The organism is Pseudoxanthomonas sp. 97-1-1 (assembly GCF_057773125.1).
This window is the reverse complement of sequence record NZ_JBYMTJ010000001.1, coordinates 485696-508358: the sequence shown is the minus strand read 5'-3', so window position 1 is coordinate 508358 and position 22663 is coordinate 485696. Positions and strand designations below refer to the sequence as shown.

At 66.1% G+C, this 22663-nt stretch carries 20 protein-coding genes and 7 tRNA genes; 21 read left to right on the top strand and 6 right to left on the bottom strand.

Features of this window, described 5'->3' with window-relative positions; translation table 11 throughout:
* Positions 1–312 precede the first annotated feature (312 nt).
* Positions 313–1002, bottom strand: a complete 690-nt coding sequence (gene phoB, locus AC3DET_RS02445; RefSeq protein WP_142123972.1) for a phosphate regulon transcriptional regulator PhoB — start codon at positions 1000–1002, stop codon at positions 313–315.
* A gap of 99 nt (positions 1003–1101) precedes the next feature.
* Positions 1102–2742, bottom strand: a complete 1641-nt coding sequence (locus tag AC3DET_RS02440; protein ID WP_488390611.1) for a M48 family metalloprotease — start codon at positions 2740–2742, stop codon at positions 1102–1104.
* Between the two features lie 188 nt (positions 2743–2930).
* Here AC3DET_RS02440 and grxC point away from each other — a divergent pair, with 188 nt between their 5' ends.
* The 4 genes from grxC to AC3DET_RS02420 all read left to right on the top strand — a co-directional run bounded on the left by grxC (position 2931) and on the right by AC3DET_RS02420 (position 6335).
* Positions 2931–3221 (top strand): glutaredoxin 3, encoded by a 291-nt coding sequence (grxC, locus tag AC3DET_RS02435; RefSeq protein WP_225590822.1) that lies wholly within the window; start codon positions 2931–2933, stop codon positions 3219–3221.
* Positions 3218–3610, top strand: a complete 393-nt coding sequence (locus AC3DET_RS02430; RefSeq protein ID WP_192200742.1) for a carboxymuconolactone decarboxylase family protein — start codon at positions 3218–3220, stop codon at positions 3608–3610. Before grxC ends, AC3DET_RS02430 begins: the two co-directional genes overlap by 4 nt.
* 243 nt (positions 3611–3853) lie before the next feature.
* Positions 3854–4861: an isocitrate dehydrogenase gene (locus AC3DET_RS02425; protein WP_055941972.1), complete on the top strand. Its 1008-nt coding sequence runs from the start codon at positions 3854–3856 to the stop codon at positions 4859–4861.
* Between the two features lie 130 nt (positions 4862–4991).
* Entirely contained in the window at positions 4992–6335 is a 1344-nt protein-coding gene (locus AC3DET_RS02420; protein ID WP_488390610.1) for a Na+/H+ antiporter NhaC family protein, read from the top strand.
* A gap of 45 nt (positions 6336–6380) precedes the next feature.
* Here AC3DET_RS02420 and AC3DET_RS02415 read toward each other — a convergent pair whose 3' ends face one another.
* Positions 6381–7145 carry a Bax inhibitor-1/YccA family protein gene (locus AC3DET_RS02415; protein WP_337730151.1) on the bottom strand — a complete coding sequence of 255 codons (765 nt, stop codon included), beginning with the start codon at positions 7143–7145 and terminating at the stop codon, positions 6381–6383.
* Positions 7146–7293: 148 nt separating this feature from the next.
* Between AC3DET_RS02415 and AC3DET_RS02410 the strand changes: the two genes are divergently transcribed.
* From AC3DET_RS02410 to AC3DET_RS02350, 13 genes are all read left to right on the top strand, one after another.
* Positions 7294–7370 (top strand) — tRNA-Pro (locus AC3DET_RS02410).
* Positions 7371–7426: 56 nt separating this feature from the next.
* Positions 7427–7503, top strand: a tRNA-Arg gene (locus tag AC3DET_RS02405).
* A 36-nt stretch (positions 7504–7539) separates the two neighbouring features.
* Positions 7540–7616 (top strand) — tRNA-His (locus tag AC3DET_RS02400).
* A 74-nt stretch (positions 7617–7690) separates the two neighbouring features.
* A tRNA-Lys gene (locus AC3DET_RS02395) sits at positions 7691–7766 on the top strand.
* A 147-nt stretch (positions 7767–7913) separates the two neighbouring features.
* A tRNA-Leu gene (locus AC3DET_RS02390) sits at positions 7914–7999 on the top strand.
* Positions 8000–8408: 409 nt separating this feature from the next.
* Positions 8409–9701: a trigger factor gene (tig, locus tag AC3DET_RS02385; protein ID WP_446537386.1), complete on the top strand. Its 1293-nt coding sequence runs from the start codon at positions 8409–8411 to the stop codon at positions 9699–9701.
* 76 nt (positions 9702–9777) lie between these two features.
* The gene (clpP, locus tag AC3DET_RS02380; protein ID WP_142123980.1) at positions 9778–10404 is read left to right on the top strand and encodes an ATP-dependent Clp endopeptidase proteolytic subunit ClpP; all 627 of its coding nucleotides are present in this window, start codon (positions 9778–9780) and stop codon (positions 10402–10404) included.
* A gap of 128 nt (positions 10405–10532) precedes the next feature.
* On the top strand, positions 10533–11816 hold the full coding sequence (clpX, locus tag AC3DET_RS02375) for an ATP-dependent Clp protease ATP-binding subunit ClpX (RefSeq protein WP_142123981.1): 1284 nt from the start codon (positions 10533–10535) through the stop codon (positions 11814–11816).
* A gap of 184 nt (positions 11817–12000) precedes the next feature.
* Entirely contained in the window at positions 12001–14457 is a 2457-nt protein-coding gene (gene lon, locus AC3DET_RS02370; RefSeq protein WP_446537385.1) for an endopeptidase La, read from the top strand.
* A 184-nt stretch (positions 14458–14641) separates the two neighbouring features.
* Positions 14642–14947, top strand: a complete 306-nt coding sequence (locus AC3DET_RS02365; protein WP_343227171.1) for an HU family DNA-binding protein — start codon at positions 14642–14644, stop codon at positions 14945–14947.
* A gap of 38 nt (positions 14948–14985) precedes the next feature.
* Positions 14986–15060 (top strand) — tRNA-Val (locus tag AC3DET_RS02360).
* A gap of 84 nt (positions 15061–15144) precedes the next feature.
* A tRNA-Asp gene (locus AC3DET_RS02355) sits at positions 15145–15221 on the top strand.
* A 166-nt stretch (positions 15222–15387) separates the two neighbouring features.
* A complete protein-coding gene (locus AC3DET_RS02350) occupies positions 15388–17364 on the top strand; it encodes a peptidyl-prolyl cis-trans isomerase (protein ID WP_488390609.1) in 1977 nt (658 codons plus the stop codon).
* 68 nt (positions 17365–17432) lie between these two features.
* Here AC3DET_RS02350 and AC3DET_RS02345 read toward each other — a convergent pair whose 3' ends face one another.
* Positions 17433–18614 carry a lytic transglycosylase domain-containing protein gene (locus AC3DET_RS02345; protein WP_488391158.1) on the bottom strand — a complete coding sequence of 394 codons (1182 nt, stop codon included), beginning with the start codon at positions 18612–18614 and terminating at the stop codon, positions 17433–17435.
* A gap of 14 nt (positions 18615–18628) precedes the next feature.
* Positions 18629–19408, bottom strand: a complete 780-nt coding sequence (gloB, locus tag AC3DET_RS02340; RefSeq protein ID WP_488390608.1) for a hydroxyacylglutathione hydrolase — start codon at positions 19406–19408, stop codon at positions 18629–18631.
* Between the two features lie 312 nt (positions 19409–19720).
* Between gloB and AC3DET_RS02335 the strand changes: the two genes are divergently transcribed.
* Genes AC3DET_RS02335 through dnaQ form a run of 4 tightly spaced genes read left to right on the top strand, consistent with a single transcriptional unit; the run spans position 19721 to position 21879 of the window.
* Positions 19721–20125 carry a methyltransferase domain-containing protein gene (locus AC3DET_RS02335; RefSeq protein WP_192200748.1) on the top strand — a complete coding sequence of 135 codons (405 nt, stop codon included), beginning with the start codon at positions 19721–19723 and terminating at the stop codon, positions 20123–20125.
* 19 nt (positions 20126–20144) lie between these two features.
* The gene (rnhA, locus tag AC3DET_RS02330; protein WP_142123987.1) at positions 20145–20594 is read left to right on the top strand and encodes a ribonuclease HI; all 450 of its coding nucleotides are present in this window, start codon (positions 20145–20147) and stop codon (positions 20592–20594) included.
* A complete protein-coding gene (locus tag AC3DET_RS02325) occupies positions 20591–21151 on the top strand; it encodes a GNAT family N-acetyltransferase (protein ID WP_488390607.1) in 561 nt (186 codons plus the stop codon). The genes rnhA and AC3DET_RS02325 overlap by 4 nt, the downstream gene beginning before the upstream one ends.
* Positions 21151–21879 (top strand): DNA polymerase III subunit epsilon, encoded by a 729-nt coding sequence (gene dnaQ / locus AC3DET_RS02320; protein ID WP_488390606.1) that lies wholly within the window; start codon positions 21151–21153, stop codon positions 21877–21879. Before AC3DET_RS02325 ends, dnaQ begins: the two co-directional genes overlap by 1 nt.
* 15 nt (positions 21880–21894) lie before the next feature.
* Here the strand turns inward: dnaQ and AC3DET_RS02315 are convergent, their stop codons facing one another.
* Positions 21895–22599 carry a PP2C family protein-serine/threonine phosphatase gene (locus tag AC3DET_RS02315; protein ID WP_192201270.1) on the bottom strand — a complete coding sequence of 235 codons (705 nt, stop codon included), beginning with the start codon at positions 22597–22599 and terminating at the stop codon, positions 21895–21897.
* Positions 22600–22663 lie beyond the last annotated feature (64 nt).

The window sequence follows — 22663 nt, the reverse complement described above, 5'->3', positions numbered from 1 at the left end:
GGCGATTGTAGGCAGATGTGTATGACAGGAGGGATGGGACTGCGGGGGGCGTGATGGGTAAAGGGATCGGAAGATGGTCAGCCGGGGCGCGATGTGCCGTGCGGGCAGTGGTCCGTCGTCATCCCGGCGAAGGCTGGGATCCATGTCGCTCTTGGCGCTGCTTGCGTCACTCCAGAGCAGGAACAACGGCGAACGCAAAATGGATCCCAGCCTTCGCTGGGATGACGAAAGGGGGCGGTAGTTTGTTCCTCACATCCCCAGAGCGGTGGGAAAAGGCGCGTTCACACCGAATGTCCGGACCTTCCGGAATCGTCACATCGAGGCCGAGAAGCGGTAACCGGAACCGCGCACGGTCTGCACCATGTTCTCCAGGCCGTGCGGTTCAAGCGTCTTGCGCAGGCGCCGGATGTGCACGTCGACCGTGCGTTCCTCGACGTACACGCTGCCGCCCCAGACGTGGTCCAGCAGCTGCGTGCGCGAGTAGACACGCTCGGGATGGGTCATGAAGAAGTGCAGCAGGCGGTACTCGGTGGGGCCGATGGCGACCGGCGTGTCACCGGCGAACACGCGGTGGGCGGCGCCGTCGATACGCAGGTTGCCCACGGCGACGCTGCCGTCTTCGTCATCGTCGCGCGAGCGGCGCATCACCGCGCGGATGCGGGCCAGAAGTTCGCGCGCGGAGAATGGCTTGACCACGTAGTCGTCGACGCCGGCTTCCAGGCCGCCTACGCGATCGTTCTCTTCGCCACGGGCGGTGAGCATGATGATGGGCACGTCGCGGGTCATCGCGTCCTTGCGCCAGCGGCGGGCCAGTTCCAGCCCGCTGGTGCCGGGCAGCATCCAGTCCAGCAGGATCAGGTCCGGTACGCGGTCGGCGATGGCGTTCTGCGCCTCGCGGGCGTCGCCGGCATGGATGGGCTCGTATTCGCCCTTGCGGAGGGCGAACGCCACCATGTCGCGGATGGCGGGCTCATCGTCAACGATCAGGATGTGCTTCTGCACGCAAAATCCGGGGGCGAGGGGGACCGTGCCAGTAGACGACAATTTTATGACGTTTACATGACGCGCCGTCGGACTGTCACAAGGCGCGCCGAATGAGGGTCAACGGCGCTCGACGTCGGGGTCGCGGATGCCCTGGCGGCGCAGTTCGAGCACTTCCGGGGTGATGGCGGCGATGCGGGCATCGATCCTGGCGCGGGCGTAGAAATCCAGGTCGCCCTGGTTCTTGAGATTCTGCAGCTGGATCAATGCCTGCTCCGGCCGGCCATTCAGGTAGGCGGCCTCTGCGTAGGCTTCGCCGGCACGGGCGGTGTCGCCCGCCAGTTCGTTGGCCCTGGCGAAGTGCTGCTGGAACACCGGATCGTCGCCCGCGCGCGCCATCAACGGGCGCAGGATGGCTTGCGAGCGCTGCCCGGCCTCGCGTCCGCCCTGTTCGTTCAGCACCTTCGCATAGGTCAGGACCGCCGGGCGGTTCTGCGGAAGTCGTTGCAGCAAGGCGTCGAAGCGACGGTTCGCCGCCACCGGATCGCCGGTGCGCGATTCCGCCTCGCCCAGTGCCAGCGTTATCCAGAGGTTGTCGGGATGTTCGTCGTCCAGGCGGCGCAATTCCGTCAGCGCGGTCCTGCTGTCGCCGCCCTGCAGATGGGCGATGGCCAGTCCGTAGCGCTGGGGTGCCGTCAACGGCTTGCCGGCCTGCCGGCGCAGCGTTTCGTACTCCCGTACGGCGGCAGAAGGCGTGCTGGCGCTGAGTGCCCGCAGGCGTTCGCGCGCCCAGTCGAACTGGCCGGTATCGCCACGCTGGAAGACCTGGGAGGGCAGGGTCACAGGGATGGGCAGCAACGGGTTGTCGCTACGCGACTCCGGCAGCGTCACGCCTCGCCGGTCGAAGCGTTCAACGTGCTCGCCACCGGGAACGCGGGTGGTCGCGGTGATCTGGTCGCCACGCAACTGGTCGGCGCGCTGGCGGGCTTCGCTGATGCGCGTGGTGGTGACCGGGTGGGTCTGCAGGTAGTCCGGCACCTGTTCGCGCCCGCTGCCGCGGCTGGCGCGGGTGGCCTGCTGGAGTTTGGCGAAGAAGCCGGCCATGGCGTCGATGTCGTAGCCGGCGCGGGACAGGGTGCGGATGCCGACGCGGTCGGCCTCGGATTCGTTGGAGCGGGTGTAGTCGATCTGGCGCTGCTGCATCAGGCCCATGGCCGAAGCGATCGCCGCCTGGGAGGCATCGCCGCTGGAACTTCCGCCCGCCGCCTGGGCCAGCACGATGGCGCCCAGCATGCCCAGCAGGATCGGAACCTGGTCACGTTGCGCCCGCTCCACGCCGCGCAGCACGTGTTGCTGGGTCACATGGGCGATTTCGTGGGAGAGCACCGCCGCCATTTCGTCTTCGCGATCCGCCGTCAGCACCAGGCCGGCATTCATGCCGATGTAGCCGCCCAGCGTGGCGAAGGCATTGATCTGCCGGTCGCGCATCATGAAGAACGTGTACGCCTGCTGCGGGTTGTCGCTGTCCGCACCCAGCCGGCTGCCCACGGTCTGCAGCCAGTCCGTGATCAGCGGGTCTTCCAGCAGGTACCCGTAGTTGCGGAGTTCGCGCAGCATCATGCCGCCGTACTCGGCCTGGCGCGCCGGGGTGAGCAGCTCGCCCGCGGATGAGCCGATATCCGGCAGGCGGCTGTCCTGGGAGGCTGCCAGCGGTGCCGCGAGGGCTAGGGTCAGGGCAGTGGCAAGCAGGATAGGACGCAAACGGGGGCTCCGTGGCGGATAATGGGGGTCTCGATCAGGATGACGGGTCGCTGATCCGGGCGAGTGAATACGTGGTTAACCGGACCAGTACCGGTCCGCACTGTTCCATGTCGCCGGCTGTAACCCGACCCCGTCGACCCGATATTGGTTGGGACCACAGCATGTCCCTTTCGTTCCGGAGAACTCCCTTGAGCGACACCCCGCAAGGCGCCCCCGCCCCCGAGATCACTCTCTACAGTACCGCCATCTGCCCTTACTGCGTGGCGGCGAAGAACTTCCTCAAGAGCAAGGGCCAGACCTGGACGGAAGTACGCATCGACCTTGACGCGGACGCGCGCGAGAAGATGATCGCCAAGGCCAGGCGTACCAGCGTGCCTCAGATATTCATCGGCGAAACCCATGTGGGCGGCTACGACGACATGATCGCGCTGCACCGTGCAGGCAAGCTGGAAGCCCTGCTCGCAGGGGAGGCGGCATGAGTGCGGCCGACGACAGCCAGGACCGCGTGAAGGCATTCACCGAGTTCCGGCAGCGGATGAACAAGCGCATCCTGGATGAACCCAACCAGGTCGTCCGCCGCTTCTTCGCCCTGGACACGCAGACCTACCAGGCAGGCGCGCTGGACGTGAAGACGAAGGAACTCCTGGGCCTGGTGGCTTCGATGGTACTGCGTTGCGACGACTGCATCAGCTACCACGTCGCCCAGTGCAAGGAGGCCGGCGTCACGCGCGAGGAATTCTTCGAGACGTTCTCGGTGGGCCTGGTGGTGGGCGGCTCCATCGTCATCCCGCACCTGCGCCGGGCGGTGGATTTCCTCGACCAGCTGGAAGGCGGGCAGGCTGACGCGCCGTCGGCGCACGACCACTGAGGCTGGGACAGGGACAGGACGCAGGCATCCCCGAGCACCTCGGCTGCCTTCGTGCAGTCCGTTCGTCCCACTCCCGTCATCCCGGCGCACGCCGGGATCCGACTGGATCTTGGCAATGCCTCCGACCATCGTCGATTTGGGCCCCCGAGGGGGCCTCGGGCATAATGGCGCGCACAGACCTTCCCCTTTGCGTCCGCGCCGGCCCCCGGCCAGCGCGCGCCCCTGTTCGGAAACACCACTCAAATGACCCAGACGATTACGGTCATCCGCGGCGACGGTATCGGCCCGGAGATCATGGACGCCACCCTGCACGTGCTTGACGTGATGAAGGTCGGCCTGACCTACGAAGAAGCCGATGCTGGCCTGGTCGCGCTGGAAAAGCACGGCGACCTGCTGCCGCAGGCCACCCTGGATTCGATCCGCAAGAACGGCGTGGCGTTGAAGAGCCCGCTGACCACGCCGGTGGGTGAGGGCTTCAGCTCGATCAACGTCGCGCTGCGCCGCCACTTCGACCTGTACGCCAACGTGCGCCCGGCCAAGTCGTTCCCGAACACCAAGTCGCGCTTCCCGACCGGCGTTGACCTGATCACGGTGCGCGAGAACACCGAAGGCGCGTACATCGGTGAAGGCCAGTCGATCTCGGAAGATGGCGAAACCGCCCTGCTGACGCAGAAGATCACCCGCAAGGGTTCCGAGCGCATCGTGCGTTACGCCTACGACCTGGCCCGCAAGACCGGCCGCAAGAAGGTCACCATCGTCCACAAGGCCAACATCCTGAAGACCACCTCGGGCCTGTTCCTGAAGGTCGCGCGCGAAGTGGCCGCGCTGTACCCCGAGATCCAGACCAACGAGATGATCGTGGACAACACCTGCATGCAGCTGGTGATGCGTCCGGAGCAGTTCGACATCATCGTCACCACCAACCTGTTCGGCGACATCATTTCCGACCTGTGCGCCGGTCTGGTCGGCGGCCTGGGCCTGGCACCGGGTGCGAACATCGGTGTCGACGCCGCGATCTTCGAGGCCGTGCACGGCTCGGCGCCGGACATCGCCGGCAAGGGCGTCGCCAACCCCTGCGCGCTGCTGCTGGGCGCGGCCCAGATGCTGGACCACCTGGGCCAGCCGGAAAAGGCCGAGCGCCTGCGCGCGGCGATCATCGCCACGCTGGAAGCCAAGGATTCGCTGACCCCGGACCTGGGCGGCGAGGGCACCACGATGTCGTTCGCGAAGGCGATCGCCAGCCGCGTCTGAGCCCACATAGCCAGGCAACGCACTGACGGGACGCACAGCGTCCCGTTTTTGTTTGCATGTGTCCCATCCATGAGGTTGGATGGGAGACCGAGGGCACGCACAATCCGGGCCCCACGCAGAAGGCCCCGTCATGTCCGTCCGTCCCAGCGCGCTGGCGCTGACTCCGCTGCTGCTGTTCCTCGCGCTGTTCTTCGGTGCCGGGTTGTACTTCACCGCGCAGGGCGAGGCGATGGGGTTCTATCAGTTGCGCGCGCCGGTGGCGATCCTGCCGGCGCTGGCGCTCGGCGTATGGCTGGCGCGTCGTCGTGGCCTGCCTGCGCAGCAGACGCTGCTGGCTGGCATGGGCGACAGCAACGTCATGCTGATGTGTCTGATCTTCCTGCTGGCAGGCGCGTTCGCCACGGTATCCAAGGCGATCGGTGCGGTGGATGCGGTGGTGGCGCTGGGCCTGGGCGCCTTGCCGGCGAGCCTGATCCTGCCGGGATTGTTCCTGGCGGCGGCGTTCGTTTCGCTGTCGATCGGCACCTCGATGGGGACGGTGGCGGCCGTGGTGCCCATCGCATTGGGCGTTGCCGATGCCGCAGGGCTGGACCGGGTGCTGGTGGTCGGCGCGGTGCTGGGCGGCGCCATGTTCGGCGACAACCTGTCGATCATCTCGGACACCACCATCGCCGCCACGCGCAGCCAGGGTGCGGAGATGCGCGACAAGTTCCGCGAGAACTTCAAGATCGCGTTGCCGGCCGCCATCGCAACGCTCGCGGTACTGGCAACGCTCGGCGACGCGGCGCCGGTGGCCGCGCCCGATGCGGCTTCACCGTGGCTGGTGTTGCCCTACGTGCTGGTACTCGGGCTGGCCCTGGCCGGGCTGGACGTGGTGCTGGTATTGGCCATCGGGCTGGTCGCGGCGGGCATCTTCGGTTTCGTGCTGGCGGACGACTACGACGTGGTGTCCTACGTGGGCGACATCTACGTGGGCTTCGAGGGGATGGTCGAGATCACGCTCCTGTCCATCCTCATCGGCGGACTGGCCGCCCTGATCAAGGCCACGGGAGGACTGGACTGGCTGGCGCAGGTCATCGCGAAGTTCGCGCGGGGGCATACGGGGCGCCGGTCCGGTGAAATCAGCATCGCGGCGCTCGCGGCTGGCACCGACGCACTGACGGCGAACAACACCGTCGCGATCCTGGTCACCGGCAGCCTGGCCAGGGACATCGCCCAGCGCCATGGCATCAGTCCCCGGCGCGCGGCGAGCATGCTCGACATCTTCGCCTGCGTGGTGCAGGGCGTGCTGCCCTACGGCGCACAGATCCTGCTGGCGGCCTCGCTGGCTGCCGTGTCGCCGCTGGCGCTGGCCGGCAGCGTGCACTACTGCTGGTGGCTGGCGGGGTCGGCGCTGGTGTTCATCGCCTGGTCGACGCGGCGCGCCGCCGAGGTCGCAGGCCCAGCGCCACCTGACGAGACGGTCGGCTCATGAAAAAAGGGGCGCCGAGGCGCCCCTTTTCTTTCGCGAGGAATGGAATCAGTCGCGCGATTGCAGTTTCGACAGCAGGCGCAGCAGTTCCAGGTACAGCCACACCAGCGTGACCATCAGGCCGAAGGCGCCATACCACTCCATGTACTTCGGTGCGCCCTGTTCGACGCCGGTTTCGATGAAGTCGAAATCCAGCACCAGATTCAGCGAGGCGATGACGACGACGAACAGGCTGAAGCCGATGCCGACCAGGCCGGACTCGTGGATCAGCGGGATCTTGATGCCGAAGAAGCCCAGCGCGATGCTCGCCAGGTAGACCAGTGCGATGCCGCCGGTAGCCGCCACCACGCCCAGCTTGAAATTCTCGGTGGCCTTGATCAGACCACTGCGGTAGGCGAACAGCAGCGCGAACAGGATGCCGAAGGTCAGCATCACCGCCTGCATCACGATCCCGCCGAACTGCGCGTTGTACACCGCAGAGATCGCGCCCAGGAAGAACCCTTCGACCAGCGCATACAGCGGTGCGGTGACGGGCGACCAGGTCTTCTTGAAGACGGTGATCAGCGCCAGCACCAGGCCGCCGATGGCGCCACCCCACATGTACACCGCGAAGCCGGGAGCGGGCAGGCCGTCCGGGCCGAGCGCCTGGTTCCACGAGAACGCCGCCGTCAGCACGGTCAGCAGCAACAGGATGCCGGTCTTGTTGATGGTGCCGTTGAGCGTCATCGCCTCGCCGTCGCGCGAGACGACCGTCCCGCTGCCAAGGTCGAGGAAGGTGGATTCCTTCAATGCCGGATTGCCGCTGCGCATCATCGTTCCCTCATGTGGTTGCCGGACGTCTGTCCCCAGCGCCCGAGCATATCGCAAGCGAAGGAACATCAGGTTTCGTTTGACAGCAGGGCCGCAGGTTCCGACAATACGCGACCTCGTTGGCGTCCAGACGCCATGCCGGGACCCTCGTCGGGGTATAGCGCAGTCTGGTAGCGCATCTGCTTTGGGAGCAGAGGGTCGGGGGTTCGAATCCCTCTACCCCGACCAGTCTGATGCAGTGCCAGTGTGTTCCGGCATGACGGGGATGCGACAATCCGGACCGGGCGCCCGTAGCTCAACCGGATAGAGCACCGGCCTTCTAAGCCGGCGGTTACAGGTTCGAGTCCTGTCGGGCGCGCCACTTCCGGTGCGATCCGGAAGGATGCAGGTTTCAGTGGTGGCTGTAGCTCAGCTGGTTAGAGTACTGGATTGTGATTCCAGATGTCGGGGGTTCGAGTCCCCTCAGCCACCCCACTGATCAAGGATCTCCGCACTGCGGGGGTTCACAGAAAAAGAAGATGCGGTTACACTACGCAGCCAGTTTTTCGGGGCCGTTAGCTCAGTTGGTAGAGCAGTTGACTCTTAATCAATAGGTCCAAGGTTCGAATCCTTGACGGCCCACCAAACCCGAGAACGCCCGGCTCACGCCGGGCGTTTTTCTTTGCGTGACGATGCGCCTTGGCATGGGTCGGTGGGTGCCGGCGGATGGGGTCGACAGTCGCCTGTCGTCTTCCGGCCCCGGCCGGCTCGCGCGTACAATCATCAGGCCTTGCGAAAGTGGCGGAATTGGTAGACGCACTGGATTTAGGTTCCAGCGGGTAACCCCCGTGAGGGTTCGAGTCCCTCCTTTCGCACCACGCCGCGCCGTAGGCCGGAAAGTACGGTCGTGAACCCGCCAGGGCGGTGAGCGGCCGGCTTCGTGAGCGGGTGATCCCGGTACCGGGCGCCGAAGAGGGCATGGCGCCATGCGTCCTGGCGTACGCCGATGATGAACCGCCGGCCATCCCTGCCGTCAGAAACTCGTTGATGAAGCTCCAGCGACGAGTCCCATCGATCTCGTCGAGGCCCCGGGGCCGGGCATGGCGCGGAAGCCCCAGAGCCTGGACCGGCCCATGCCCCTCACCCGAAACGCCCGCCCCGCTGGCAGCCCGCCCCGGAATCAGCGAAACTAGCAAGTTCCGCCGGGCGGGCCTTGCGCGCTTGCCCCGGGCGTCCCGGATTATCAACATCGCCCCGGCTGTGCCGTGGCCGCAGGAGTCAGTGAGTATGCAAGTTTCGGTCGAATCGGTCGGCAACCTCGAGCGCCGCATGAGCTTCAGCCTGCCGGCTGAGCGTCTGGACACCCACATCGGCGGTCGCCTGCGCGAACTGTCGCGCACCGCGCGCATCAAGGGTTTCCGTCCCGGCAAGGTGCCGGCGAAGGTCATCGAACAGCGTTATGGCGACCAGGTCCGCGCCGAGGCGCTCGACGGCCTGCTGCGCGAGACGTTCAACAATGCGGTGCGTGAGCAGGAACTGCAGCTGGCCGGCAATCCGCGCATCGAGAAGCAGGGCGAGGGCGAGCTGGATTTCGTGGCCACGTTCGAAGTGGTGCCGGACTTCGGCGACGTCGACGTCTCCAAGCTGACCGTGATCCGCCACGCCGCCGAAGTGACCGACGCCGACATCGACCAGATGGTCGACAACCTGCGCATGCAGCGGCGTACGTTCCAGGTCGTCGAACGCGGCGCAAAGGAAGGCGATCGCGTGGCGCTGGAGACCTGGTCGCAGGCCGGTGACGAGCGCATGCCGGCGGAGGGCATCGAGAAGGGCGCCACGCTGATCGGGTCGGGCGTGATGTTCGGTGAGATCGAACAGGCGCTCGTGGGCCTGGCCAAGGGCGACGAAAAGACGGTGTCGGTCACTTTCCCCGCCGACTGGCGCGTTCCGCCGCTGGCGGGCAAGCAGGTCGACGTGCACGTCAAGGTCACCGAGGTGGCCGAGTCGGTGCTGCCCGAGGTGGACCGCGAGTTCATCCGCAGCTTCGGCGTGAAGAGCGGCGACGCCGAGCAGTTCCGGGCGGATATCCGCAGCAACCTGGAGCGCGAGCTCAAGGGTGCCCTGATGACCCGCCTGCGCCGCGAGGTCGGTGAGCAGCTGATCGCCGTCTACTCGCACGTCGAAATGCCGCCGCGCCTGGTCGAGAACGAGGCGCGCGTGATGGTCCAGCAGGCGGCCGAGCAGGCCCGCCGCCAGGGCCAGCAGGTGCAGGTCCCCGACAACGCCTACGAGGGCTTCCTGGATGCGGCGCGCAAGCGCGTGCTGGTTGGCCTGCTGGTGGGCGAGGTGGCCCGCCGCAACCAGCTGCGCCTGGACTCCAAGCGCCTGAACGAGACGTTGCGTCTGATCGCCTCGACCTACGAGGAGCCGGAGCAGGTCATTGAGTTGTACCGCAACGATCCCCAACTGATGAACAGTCTGCAGGGTCGTGTGATGGAAGAGCAGGTGATCGACTGGATCGCCGAGCGCGCCCAGCACACCGAGCAGACGCTTTCCTTCCAGGAAGCCATCCGCAACTGAGCCGGGCACCCGTCCGGGCAGAAGGTCCGGCTATCCTAGGCCGGACCTTTCCACGAACGACAGGCGCGAGAACCGAATGAGCATCCAAACCCAAGCCCTCAACCTGGTGCCGATGGTGGTCGAACAGACCAGCCGCGGCGAGCGCGCCTACGACATCTATTCCCGCCTGCTGAAGGAACGCGTCATCTTCCTGGTCGGCGGCGTGGACGACCACGTGGCGAACGTCATCGTGGCCCAGATGCTCTTCCTCGAAGCGGAAAATCCCGAGAAGGACATCAGCCTGTACATCAACTCGCCGGGCGGCGTGGTGACGGCGGGCATGGCGATCTACGACACCATGCAGTACATCAAGCCCGACGTCAGCACCATCTGCGTGGGCCAGGCGGCCAGCATGGGTGCGCTGCTGCTGGCATCCGGCGCGAAAGGCAAGCGGTATGCGCTGCCGAACTCGCGCGTGATGATCCACCAGCCGCTGGGCGGCTTCCAGGGTCAGGCCACGGACATCGACATCCATGCCCGCGAGATCCTGACCCTGCGTGCCCGGTTGAATGAAATCCTGGCCAAGCACACCGGGCAGTCGCTGGAGACGATCGAGCGCGACACGGAGCGCGACAACTTCAAGAGCGCGGCCGATGCCCAGGCCTACGGACTGGTCGACCAGGTGCTGGAACGTCGCCCCGACGACTCCATCCAGTCGGCCTGATACCCCGGATTGCCCGCTTTTACGGCACGAATCCCCCTGTTCACGGACCCGGCTGACACGCCGGGGCCGTGTGCTATTCTCCGACCGCAAGCCCCCGAGGGCAGGTTGAGCGACCGAGTATTACCAGCATGAGCGAAGATCGTCAGGGCCGTTCCGGCGACAGCACCAAAATCCTGTACTGCTCGTTCTGCGGCAAGAGCCAGCACGAGGTGCGCAAGCTGATCGCGGGTCCCAGCGTGTTCATCTGCGATGAATGCGTGGAGCTGTGCAACGACATCATCCGCGAGGAGCTGGAGGAGAAGGCGCAGTCGGCCCGTAGCCACCTGCCCAAGCCGCGCGAGATCCTCGAAGTCCTGGATCAGTACGTGATCGGCCAGAACCGCGCCAAGCGCACGCTGGCGGTGGCGGTCTACAACCACTACAAGCGCATCGAGAGCCGCAGTAAGAACGATGAGGTCGAACTGGCCAAGTCGAACATCCTGCTGGCCGGCCCGACCGGTTCGGGCAAGACCCTGCTGGCCGAGACGCTGGCGCGCCTGCTCAACGTGCCGTTCACCATCGCCGACGCCACCACGCTGACCGAGGCCGGTTACGTGGGCGAGGATGTGGAGAACATCATCCAGAAGCTGCTGCAGAAGTGCGACTACGACGTCGACAAGGCTCAGCAGGGCATCGTGTACATCGACGAGATCGACAAGATCTCACGCAAGAGCGAGAACCCGTCGATCACCCGAGACGTGTCCGGTGAAGGCGTGCAGCAGGCGCTGCTGAAGCTGATCGAAGGCACTGTGGCCAGCGTGCCGCCGCAGGGCGGCCGCAAGCACCCGCAGCAGGAATTCCTGCAGGTCGATACCAAGAACATCCTGTTCATTTGCGGGGGCGCGTTCGCCGGCCTGGACAAGATCATCCAGCAGCGCAGCACCGAGGCCGGCGGCATCGGGTTCGGCGCCAAGGTGAAGAGTTCCGAGAAGAAGTCGGAAATCGGCAAGGTGTTGTCGGAGGTCGAGCCGGAAGACCTGATCAAGTTCGGCCTGATTCCCGAATTCGTGGGCCGCCTGCCGGTGGTCGCGACGCTGGAGGAGCTGGACGAGACCGCGCTGGTCAAGATCCTGACCGAGCCGAAGAACGCCATCACCAAGCAGTTCAAGAAGCTGTTCGAGATGGAAGGCGTGGAACTGGAGTTCCGTGCAGACGCCCTGTCCGCCATCGCCCGCAAGGCGCTCAAGCGCAAGACCGGTGCCCGTGGCTTGCGGACCATCGTCGAATCGGTGCTGCTGGATACGATGTACGAACTGCCTTCGCTGGAAAACGTCAGCAAGGTGGTCGTGGACGAGTCCGTCATCGAGCACAAGTCCGAGCCGTATCTGATCTATCAGAATCCGCCCGCACCGAAGGTCGCGGCCGCCGAGTGATCGGCCCCGTGATGCGGTCGACGACAGGCGCCCTCGTGGCGCCTGTTCATTTTTCGCGCGCCGATTCCAACCCACTGCTTTTGTTGCGGTTTCAGGCCCGCTATTGCATCCCGATGCCGATGGCCCCATAACGGCCCCATTGGTGTTTCGACACCCCCGCATTCCGCACTTCGCTGGAGCCCCCATGCCCCGCCATCCCCAGACTGAAACCCTCGACCTGCCGGTCCTGCCGCTACGCGACGTGGTGGTGTTTCCGCACATGGTCATCCCGCTGTTCGTCGGGCGCGACAAATCCATGCGTGCGCTGGAACAGGCGATGGAGGCCGACAAACGCATCATCCTGCTCGCGCAGAAGTCCGCGGAAACCGACGATCCCGCTGCCGCCGACCTGTACACGGTCGGCACCCTGGCACAGGTGCTGCAACTGCTGAAGCTGCCCGACGGCACGATCAAGGTGCTGGTCGAAGGCACGTCGCGCATCAGCGTCTCCAACGTGGACGAACGCGATGGCGCGCTGTACGGGCAAGGCGAGGAGATCGACTCCACCGACGGACGCGAGCCGCGCGAGATCGAGGCCGTTGCGCGTTCGCTGATGGGCCTGTTCGAGCAGTACGTGAAGACCAACCGCAAGCTGCCGCCCGAACTGCTGCAGACGCTGGCAGGCATCGACGAACCCAGTCGGCTGGCCGATACCATCGCCGCGCACCTGGGCGTCCGCCTCAGCGACAAGCAGCGTTTGCTGGAGACGATCGAAGTCGGTGAACGGCTCGAGCTGCTGGTCGGTTTCGTCGACGGCGAGATCGACGTGCAGCAACTGGAGAAGCGCATCCGCGGCCGCGTGAAGTCGCAGATGGAGAAGAGCCAGCGCGAGTACTACCTCAACGAACAGATGAAGGCCATCCAGAAGGAACTGGGCGAGCTCGACGAAGCGCCCAACGAACTGGAGGACCTGGCGCGACGGATCGCCGAGGCGGGCATGCCCAAGCCGGTGGAGACCAAGGCGCGCAACGAGCTCAACAAGCTCAAGCAGATGTCGCCGATGTCGGCGGAAGCCGCCGTCGTGCGCAACTACCTGGACTGGGTGCTGGGCGTGCCGTGGAACAAGCGCACCAAGGTCCGCAAGGACCTGAAGGTCGCACAGGACACCTTGGACGCCGACCACTACGGTCTGGAGAAGGTCAAGGAACGCATCCTCGAGTACCTCGCGGTGCAGTCACGGGTGAAGAAGCTGCGCGGACCGATCCTGTGCCTCGTGGGCCCGCCGGGCGTGGGCAAGACCTCGCTCGGGCAGAGCATCGCGAAGGCGACGAACCGCAAGTTCGTCCGCATGTCGCTGGGTGGCGTGCGCGACGAGGCCGAGATCCGTGGGCATCGCCGCACCTATGTGGGTTCGATGCCGGGCCGCATCGTGCAGAACCTCAACAAGACCGGCAGCAAGAATCCGCTGTTCGTGCTGGACGAGATCGACAAGATGTCGATGGACTTCCGCGGCGATCCCTCGTCGGCCCTGCTGGAGGTGCTCGATCCCGAGCAGAACAACGCATTCAACGATCACTATCTGGAAGTGGACCTGGATCTGTCCGAGGTGATGTTCGTCGCCACCTCCAATTCGTTGAACATTCCGGGTCCCTTGCTGGACCGCATGGAAGTGATCCGCATCCCGGGATACACCGAGGATGAGAAGGTCAACATCGCGCAGCGCTACCTTGTCCCGAAGCAGTTGAAGGCCAACGGCCTGAAGGCGGACGAGCTGAAGATCGCCGAAAGCGCGATCCGCGACCTGGTCCGCTACTACACCCGCGAGTCGGGCGTGCGCAACCTGGAGCGCGAAGTCGCCAAGATCTGCCGCAAGGTGGTGAAGGAGATCGCGCTGGGCGGCGCCAAGGCGCTGGCAAAGAAGAAGACGGCGAAGGCGGCGACCGTGCAGGTCGGCTCGAAGAATCTGGAGAAGTACTCCGGCGTGCGTCGCTACGACTTCGGGCGCGCGGAGGAGCAGAACGAGGTCGGTCTGGTGACCGGTCTGGCATGGACCGAAGTCGGTGGCGATCTGCTGCAGATCGAGGTGGCGCTGGTACCCGGCAAGGGCGGCATGATGCTGACCGGACAGCTGGGCGACGTGATGAAGGAGTCGGGCTCCGCCGCCTTGTCGGTGGTGCGCAGTCGTGCGGCCAGCCTGGGTGTGGATGCGGAATTCCTGCAGAAGCACGACGTGCACCTGCACGTGCCGGATGGCGCCACGCCGAAGGACGGACCCAGCGCCGGCATCGCGATGGCGACCGCGCTGGTGTCCGCGCTGACGAAGAATCCGGTTCGCGCCAACGTCGCCATGACCGGCGAGATCACGCTGCGGGGACGGGTCACCGCGATCGGTGGGCTGAAGGAAAAGTTGCTCGCAGCGCTGCGTGGCGGCATCACTACCGTGATCATTCCTGACGAGAACAAGAAGGACCTCGCGGATATCCCCGCCAACGTCACCGAGGGCATGAAGATCGTGCCGGTGAAGTGGATCGACGAAGTGCTGGACCTGGCGCTGGAACGTCCGCTGGCCCCGGTACCCGCCGATGGCGGAGGCGAGCGCACGGTGCCGACGGCGGAGAAGGAAAGCGACAAGGGATCGCAACAACCGGGCGTGAAGCATTGAACGATGTGACGGATGGCGGCTGGAATCGCCCCGAAACCCGCGTCATTGCTGGGTTTTCGGCTTGCGTGGCATTTTTTGCACTGGTATAACGGCGTCACCCGCGCACATGGGGCGATGCCTCACTGTGCGTGGATATAACGACCGGTTCCCGTGAGGCGAGCGAGCCCCGAGGTCCCGGTTACTCATTCCGCGGTTGTGCCGCAAAGGGAGTTACTCAATGAACAAAACCGAATTGATCGATGCCGTCGCCGACGAAGCCGAAGTGTCCAAGGCCGAAGCTGGCCGTGCCGTCGACGCCGTCATCTCCAGCATCACCAAGGCCCTCAAGAAGGGCGACACCGTGACGCTGGTCGGCTTCGGCACCTTCCAGGTCCGCAAGCGCGCAGCGCGCACGGGCCGCAACCCGAAGACCGGCGATACCATCAAGATCAAGGCTTCCAAGAACCCGGCCTTCAAGGCTGGCAAAGCCCTGAAGGATGCCGTAAACTAGTCGACTCGCTGCCGATGGCAGGGTGCGTGATGCACCTGGGGTGCTTAGCTCAGCGGTAGAGCGTCTCCCTTACACGGAGAGGGTCGGGGGTTCGAAACCCTCAGCACCCACCACCTCGGGGCGATGCAAGGTTAAAAAATTTGCAGGACGGTCTAGCGGAAACCGCGCAAATCGTCTTACAATGTTTGTCTCAGCGCGGAGTGGTAGTTCAGTCGGTTAGAATGCTGGCCTGTCACGCCGGAGGTCGCGGGTTCGAGTCCCGTCCACTCCGCCATTACACCCGGAAAGCCCGCGAAAGCGGGCTTTCTGCTTTCTGTACGCGTCACGCCGCATTGTGGCCGGGAAGATGCTCCCCGGCGGCGGGATCCGCCAGGTGGCGAGACGCCGTTGTCCCGGCACGCTAAACTTCGCGGCTGAAAGAATCCGAGCCCCGTGCACACATGCTGCAGAAACTCCGCGACAAAACCTCCGGCTGGGTCGCCAGCCTGATCCTGGGTCTGCTGATCATTCCGTTCGCCTTCGTCGGCGTGAACGAGTACATGACCGGTGGCACCGCCAGCGACGTTGCCCTGGTCGAAGCGCCGCCGACATGGTGGGATTCGGCACCCCAATGGTGGCCGGCTTCGATGCTGTGGCAGCGCGAGGAAGTCACCCAGGATGAATTCCGCGCCGCATTCGAGCAGGCGCGCCAGCAGCAGCGACAGGCGCAGGGTGAAGCGTTCGATCCGCGCGAGTTCGAGAGTGTCGACAACAAGCGCAAGGTGCTTGAGCAACTGATCGACCAGAAGGTGCTGGCGCTGGCGTCCAAGCGCGCCGGTATCGTCGTGGGCGATGCAGCCGTGCAGAAGATGATCCTGAGCGAGCCCGCGTTCCAGATCGACGGCAAGTTCAGCCAGGAGCAGTACCAGATGCTGCTGTCGTCGCAGGTACCTGCGATCTCCCCGCTGAAGTTCCAGGAAGACCAGCGCGAACGGCTGCGCATGATGCTGGTGCCCCAGGCGATCAGCGATTCCGACTTCGTCACCGAGGGCGAGCAGGAGCGCATGTGGAAGCTGCTGGGCGAAACGCGCGACATCGGCATTGCCCTGTTGCCGCCGGCCGCGGAGGACGCCACGCCCGTCAGCGATGCGGATATCAAGGCCTGGTACGACGGACACAAGGACGACTTCAAGCAGCCGGAGCAGGTCTCGCTGGAGTATCTGGAAATCAATGGTGCCGCGCTGCCGGTCACCGCCACCGCCGACGAGGCTGCGTTGCGCAAGCGCTACGACGCCGAGAAGTCGCGTTTCGTCTCTCCCGAACAGCGTGTGGTCGCCCACATCCTGATCGCGGCTGACGCGAACGCCGATGCCGCCACGCAGAAGAAGGCGGAAGAAAAAGCCGCTGCGCTGGCCAAGCAGGCGCGTGAGGGCGCCGACTTCGCGGCACTGGCGCGCGCCAATTCGGAAGACCCGGGTTCGAAGGACATGGGGGGCGAGCTGCCGCCGTTCGCGAAGGACGGTTCGATGGTGAAACCCTTCGAGGACGCCGCGTTCGCCATGCAGGCCGGTGAGATCCGTGGACCGGTGAAGAGCGACTTCGGTTACCACGTGCTGCAGTTGAAGCAGGTCACCGGCGGTACCGGCCGCAGCTTCGAGGAGGTGCGCGAGGAACTGGCGGCGGAAGAAGCCAGCAGCGAGCGTGATCGCGCGTTCAACGACCTGGCGGGCCGCGTGGTCAATGAAACCCTGAAGAATCCGACCGCGCTCGCCCCGGCCGCGCAGGCGACAGGGCTGCCGCTGCAGAAGGTCGGCCCGTTCTCCCGCACCGATCCCCAGGGCATTGCGACCGTACCGGCCGTGTTGCGTGCCGCCTTCTCGGACACGCTGGTCCAGGACGGCACCATCAGCGATCCGATCGAAATCGCGCCCAACCACAGCGTGGTCATCCGGGTCGCCCAGCACACGCCGGAACAGGCGTTGCCGATGGACAAGGCGCGCGACGCCGTCGTGCTCGCCATCCGTGCCGACCGCCGCGAGAAGGCCGCCCAGGCGGCTGCGGACGCGCTGGTCGCACGCGTGCAGAAGGGTGAGTCGCTCGCGACCATCGCTGCGGCCGATGGCCTGCGCTACAACGAGTTGCCCGGCCTGCGTCGTGGCATGCCGATGCCGACGGCCGAGGCGAACGAAGCGATCTTCGCGGCGGCGCGCCCGGCGGAAGGCAAGGCGACGGCGGGCAAGGTGGCGCTGGGTGATGGCGCTTACGCCATCTTCACCGTCAACAAGGTGACGGAGGGTGCGATTGCCGACATGCCAGCCGAAGAGCGCGCGACGATGCAGCAGCAGATGACGCAGTTGAACGGCGGCGTTGCGACACAGGCGTACGTCGATGCACTGCGCAAGCGTTTCAAGGTCGAAGTGTTCGAAGACCGACTCTGAGCCGGGCACCTCTCGCGACATGAAGAATCCCGCCGAACGGCGGGATTTTTTTCAGCCCGGCCCGCGCATCAGGCCGGATCGTCGTCCAGCTTCAGCACCATGCCGGGGCGAAGGACGGCGCCCGCTTTCAGGCCATTCACGCGCAGCAGGTGCGTGGTGGAAATGCCGTACCGGCGCGCGATGGTCCAGGCCGACTCGCCGCTTTTCACAACGTGCGTGCGTGAAGGGGCGGGTTCGGTGCCAGGCATGTCCGCACTGGCGACGGCGGGTGGGGCGGCAGGGGTGTCATTCGTGCCGGTTGCGCTGTCGTCGCCGGCGATGGCGGGCGCTAGCAATCGCAGGGGCTTCGTTCCGCGACTGAAGCGGCCTGCAAGCGCAGGATTGAGGCGTTTGAGAAGCGTGGCGGGTTGTTGCTGGCTGCGCGCCCAGGATTCCAGCGTGGCGTCCCCTGGCAGCGTGTGTGCCGCCAACCGGGGCACGGGGCGATCCATCTGCCGCAGCCAGGCATCGCGGTCGTCGGCCTGCTGGAAGACGCAGGCCAGTGCGTGCAACTTCTCCACGTAGGCGTACGTGATGCCGGAGAGCCCGGGCAATTCCGCCGGCCTTGCATTGCGTGCGTTCATGCCTGCGCGGCGCATGGATTGCAGCACGCGGTATTCCCCCGCGTTGTATGCCATCACCGCCAGCCTCCAGTCGCCGCCGAACATGCCGTGCAATGTCTTGAGGTAGCGGATGGCCGCCTGCGTGGAGTCCACCGGCGATAGCCGTCCGTCGTAGCCCTCGCGCATGGGGACGCCGTGGTTGCGGGCCGTGATGCCGATGAATTGCCAAAGCCCTGCCGGGCCGCTGGGGTTGCGCGCACCGGGCTTGTAGCCACTTTCGACGAACGGGATGAGCGCGAACTCGGTGGGCAGGTGGGCATCGCGCAGGGCGTCTACCACGTAGCCGAACAGCGGCAGCAGGTCTTCCTGTGCGCTGGCGAGCTGGCCTGGCGCATGGCTGAAGTGCTTTTTCCAGCGACCGTTCGTTGCCTGGCTGTCGCACTCCGGATCGGCGAGACCGTCACGGAAGCGCTGGTAGATGTCCAGGCCGCTGCGCTGGTGCGTGGCGGACAGGCTCGCGGGAGCAAGCGGATCGACCGCTGGCGCTTCTGGCAGCTGCGCCTGCGTTTCGATGGAGGGCGCAGGATCGGCAGCCATCACGGGGTGGGCGATGATGGCCAGGCCGGCGGCGAGGATCGTCCGATGCATTCGGTTGCGTCTGCTCATGCGCGAAAATCGTTCTTCCATTGCCTCAGTGTCGCGAACGTTTCCACCCGGTCGGCAGGCGGCCTTCCCAGTCGATGCGTGACCGCTTCGCGCACGGCTTCATCGTCCACGCGCAGGAAGGGATTGGTGGCCACCTCGGCCGCCAGCGAGGTGGGCAGGGTGGGGCGGCCGGCACGGCGCATGGCGCGGGCTTCCTGGATGCGCAGGCGCAGGGCGGGGTTATGCGGATCCACGGTTTCGGCGAAAGCGGCGTTGGCCAGGGTGTACTCATGGCCACAGCAGACCAGCGACGAGTCCGGCAAGGCGGCCAGGCGTTCCAGCGAAGCGAGCATCTGCGGCGGCGTACCTTCGAACAGTCGACCGCAGCCCAGGCTGAACAGCGTATCCCCGCAGAACAGGTGGGGCGGACCCTCGCTGCCTCCCCCGTGGAACGCGATATGGCTGCGGGTATGTCCGGGGACCGACAGCACCGACAGTCGCCAGCGCTTCACCTGGACGACGCTGCCGTCGCCCACGCGCTCCGTGGCATCGGGAATGCGTTCGTCTTCAGGCGCGAACACCGGCAGCGTCGGCCAGCGGTCCCGCAGGGCGGCGATGCCGCCGGCATGGTCGGGGTGATGGTGGGTAATCAGGACCGCGGCAGGCCACAAGCCGTTGCCGGTGGCCGCAAGGACAGGCGCCGCGTCGCCGGGGTCCACCACGAGCGCGTCACCGTCGTCGTCCACCAGTGCCCAGATGTAGTTGTCTTCGAAGGCGGGCAGGGCGAGCAGGCGCATCGGGGGACGGGCTCCGGGCAAGAACGGACGGCCGGGCGCGGCGTCCTCTACAATCCGAACATGCCTGCCTTCGCATTTACCCGTCAACCCGATGCCCTGGCGTGGTTCGGGACGGGCCGAGGCGGGCCGATACTTGCGTCGGAGCATGCCCGGGTAAGCCAGGCGCTCACCAGTCGCACCCCACAGCCCTGGCTTTGGGTCTTGCCGGAGGGCACGGATCCCTCCGCCACCGCTCCCGCGACGCGCGGGCTGCGCCTGAGGGCAACCGCGGGCTCGCATCGTCTGTCAGGGCCTGTCCACTGCGGGTTGCCCTTGCCGCTGCCCACCGAGGCCGTGGGCGTGATCGTGCTGCAGCACGCCCTGGACGCCGGCGATCCGCAGCCGCTGCTGCAGGAGTGCGCCCGGGTGCTGGAGCCCGGAGGACGCCTGTGGCTGTTCGTCCTCAATCCGTGGAGCCCTTATCGCCTGCGCTGGCGCGGCACCGGGTTGAAGTCGCGTGCGCTGGACCAGTGGCGCCTCCAGTTGGCGGCGGCGGGGCTGACGATGTCGCAGCATGTCCTGCACTACGGCCCGGTCTGGCGCGGCATGCCGGACGCTCCCGGCAACGGCCCTGCACCGTTGCGCGCCGCCCGCCTGCTGGAAGCGGAGAAGCGCGTGGCCGGCCTGATTCCCCCCGCGCCCGTGGCGCGCGCGTGGCGCACCGCGCCCGCAGCCTGATACCCGACCAAGAGGACACATGAAGCACGTCAGCATCCATACCGATGGTTCCTGCCTGGGCAACCCGGGCCCCGGCGGCTGGGCAGCGCTCCTGCGCTACGGCGAAAAGGAGCGGGAAGTGGTCGGCGGCGAGGCGCAGACCACCAACAACCGGATGGAGCTGATGGCCGCCATCGCTGCGCTGGAAGTGCTGACGGAAGGCTGCGAGGTCACGCTGCATATCGATTCGCAATACGTTCGCCAGGGCATCACCGAATGGATGCCCGGCTGGGTGCGGCGCGGCTGGAAGACCGCGGGCGGCGATCCGGTGAAGAATCGCGATCTGTGGGAGCGCCTGCACGCGGCCACGGCTCGCCACAAGATCGACTGGAAGTGGGTCAAGGGCCATAACGGCGACCCCGACAACGAGCGCGTGGACGTGCTCGCGCGCAACGCGGCGGTGCGCTTTCGCAGCGGTGCCGTGGCGTGACCGTGCCGCTCCTGCCGGGACAGGTTGTCGCCCAGACCGCCCGATTGCGACTGTACGCGATGTCCGATGACGCGCACGCCGACGCGGCCCTGATGCTGGTGCTGCTCAACGATGCCGCCTTCATCCGCAACATCGCGGACCGCGGCGTCCGCAGCCTGGAGCAGGCGCGCGACTACCTGCGCAATGGCGCGCTGCGCAGCTATGCGGAACACGGGTTCGGGATGTACGCCGTCCAGCTGAAGGACACCGGTGCGTTGATCGGGAACTGCGGGCTGGTGCGGCGCGAGGGCCTCGATGGGCCGGACCTGGGTTATGCATTGCTGCCCGACCATTGCGGCCGGGGCTACGCATGCGAGGCCGCGCATGCGGTGATCGCCGATGCGAGGACCCGGCTCGGCATCACCCGGCTGCAGGCCATCGTCAATCCGGACAATGCGGCCTCCATCGGCCTGTTGCAGAAGCTGGGATTCGAATTCGACAGGATGGTCGTCCTGCCGCACGTCGAGCATGCGCTCGATCTGTTCCACCTGAATGTACCTACGGAAGCCAACGCCTGATGCGCCAGATCATCCTCGATACCGAAACCACCGGCCTGGAGTGGAGGAAAGGCAACCGGGTGGTCGAAATCGGCTGTGTCGAACTGCTTGAACGCAGACCCACCGGGCGCACGTACCATCAGTACATCAACCCGCAGCGCGAATTCGAGCAGGGAGCGGCGGAAGTCACCGGGCTCAGCCTGGAATTCCTGTCCGACAAGCCACTCTTCGCCGCCATCGCGGATGAATTCCTGGCCTTCATCGACGGCGCGGAGTTGGTGATCCACAACGCCGCGTTCGACGTGGGCTTCCTGGACTATGAGCTATCGCGGCTGGGTGAGCACTACGGCCGCCTGGCGGACCGGGTCACCGTCGAAGATTCGCTGCTGCTGGCGCGACAACGCTATCCCGGCCAGCGCAACTCGCTGGACGCGCTGTGCAAGCGGCTGGGCGTGGACAACACCCACCGGCAATTGCACGGCGCCCTGCTGGACGCCCAGCTGTTGTGCGACGTGTACCTGAACCTCACCGCCGGCCAGCGGGAAATCGGGTTCGGAGGAGCGGAAGACACGGCGCCCGGGTCAGCCGCGACCGTGGTGCATCGGTTCGATTCCGCCAATACCGGCGCCCGCCCGCGCGTCTCGCCCACCGTGGACGAACTGGCCGCACACGAGGCGCGCCTGGCGACCCTGCGGAAGAAGGCGGGTGGGCGGTGCCTGTGGGACGCGCCCGCGTTCGAGGCCGTTTGAGCGGCCCCTGATGCGTCAGTGGCAGCGCACCAGGACGGCGGTGACGTTGTCCGAGCCGCCGCCATCCAGCGCAGCGGCGATCAGGGTATCCACGCACTCCTGGGCGCTGCAGTCGTCATATTTCAGCGTGGCGGCGATGCTGCCGTCGTCCACCTCTTCGGTCAGGCCATCGCTGCATAGCAGGAGCTGCATGCCGGGCCGGAGTTCACCGGTCATGGTTTCCACGTTGAGATGGTTGGGGTCCGTGACGCCCAGGGCCTGGGTGACGACGTTGCGGTGCGGGTGGGTGCGGGCCTGTTCACTGGTGAGTGCGCCCTGTGCGATCAGTTCCTGCACGTAACTGTGGTCCTGGCTCAGTTGCGCCAGTTGGCCTTCGCGCCACAGGTAGGCGCGGCTGTCGCCGACCCAGGCCACTTCGAACCGGTTGCCCTGGATGCGGGCGGCCACCACGGTGGTGCCCATCGGCAGGGTGTCGTTGCGTCGGCGCGACGTGCGGATGATCTCCTCGTCGGCGATCCGGATGGCCTGCGCCAGTGGCGTGCCGTCGCGGATCTCGCGCACGATGGTCTCCCGCGCCAGCGCGCTGGCCACCTCGCCGCAGGCGTGGCCGCCCATGCCATCGGCCACCAGCCAGAGCCCGAGCTCGCTGTCGCCGTAGTAGGTGTCCTCGTTGAGCTCGCGCCGGAGCCCGACGTGGGAGATGTGGCCGAATTCGATCATGGTGCCCTGTCTGTTCGGACGGATTTCGCCTATCCGGTCATACGCAATGATCCGGTCGGACAGG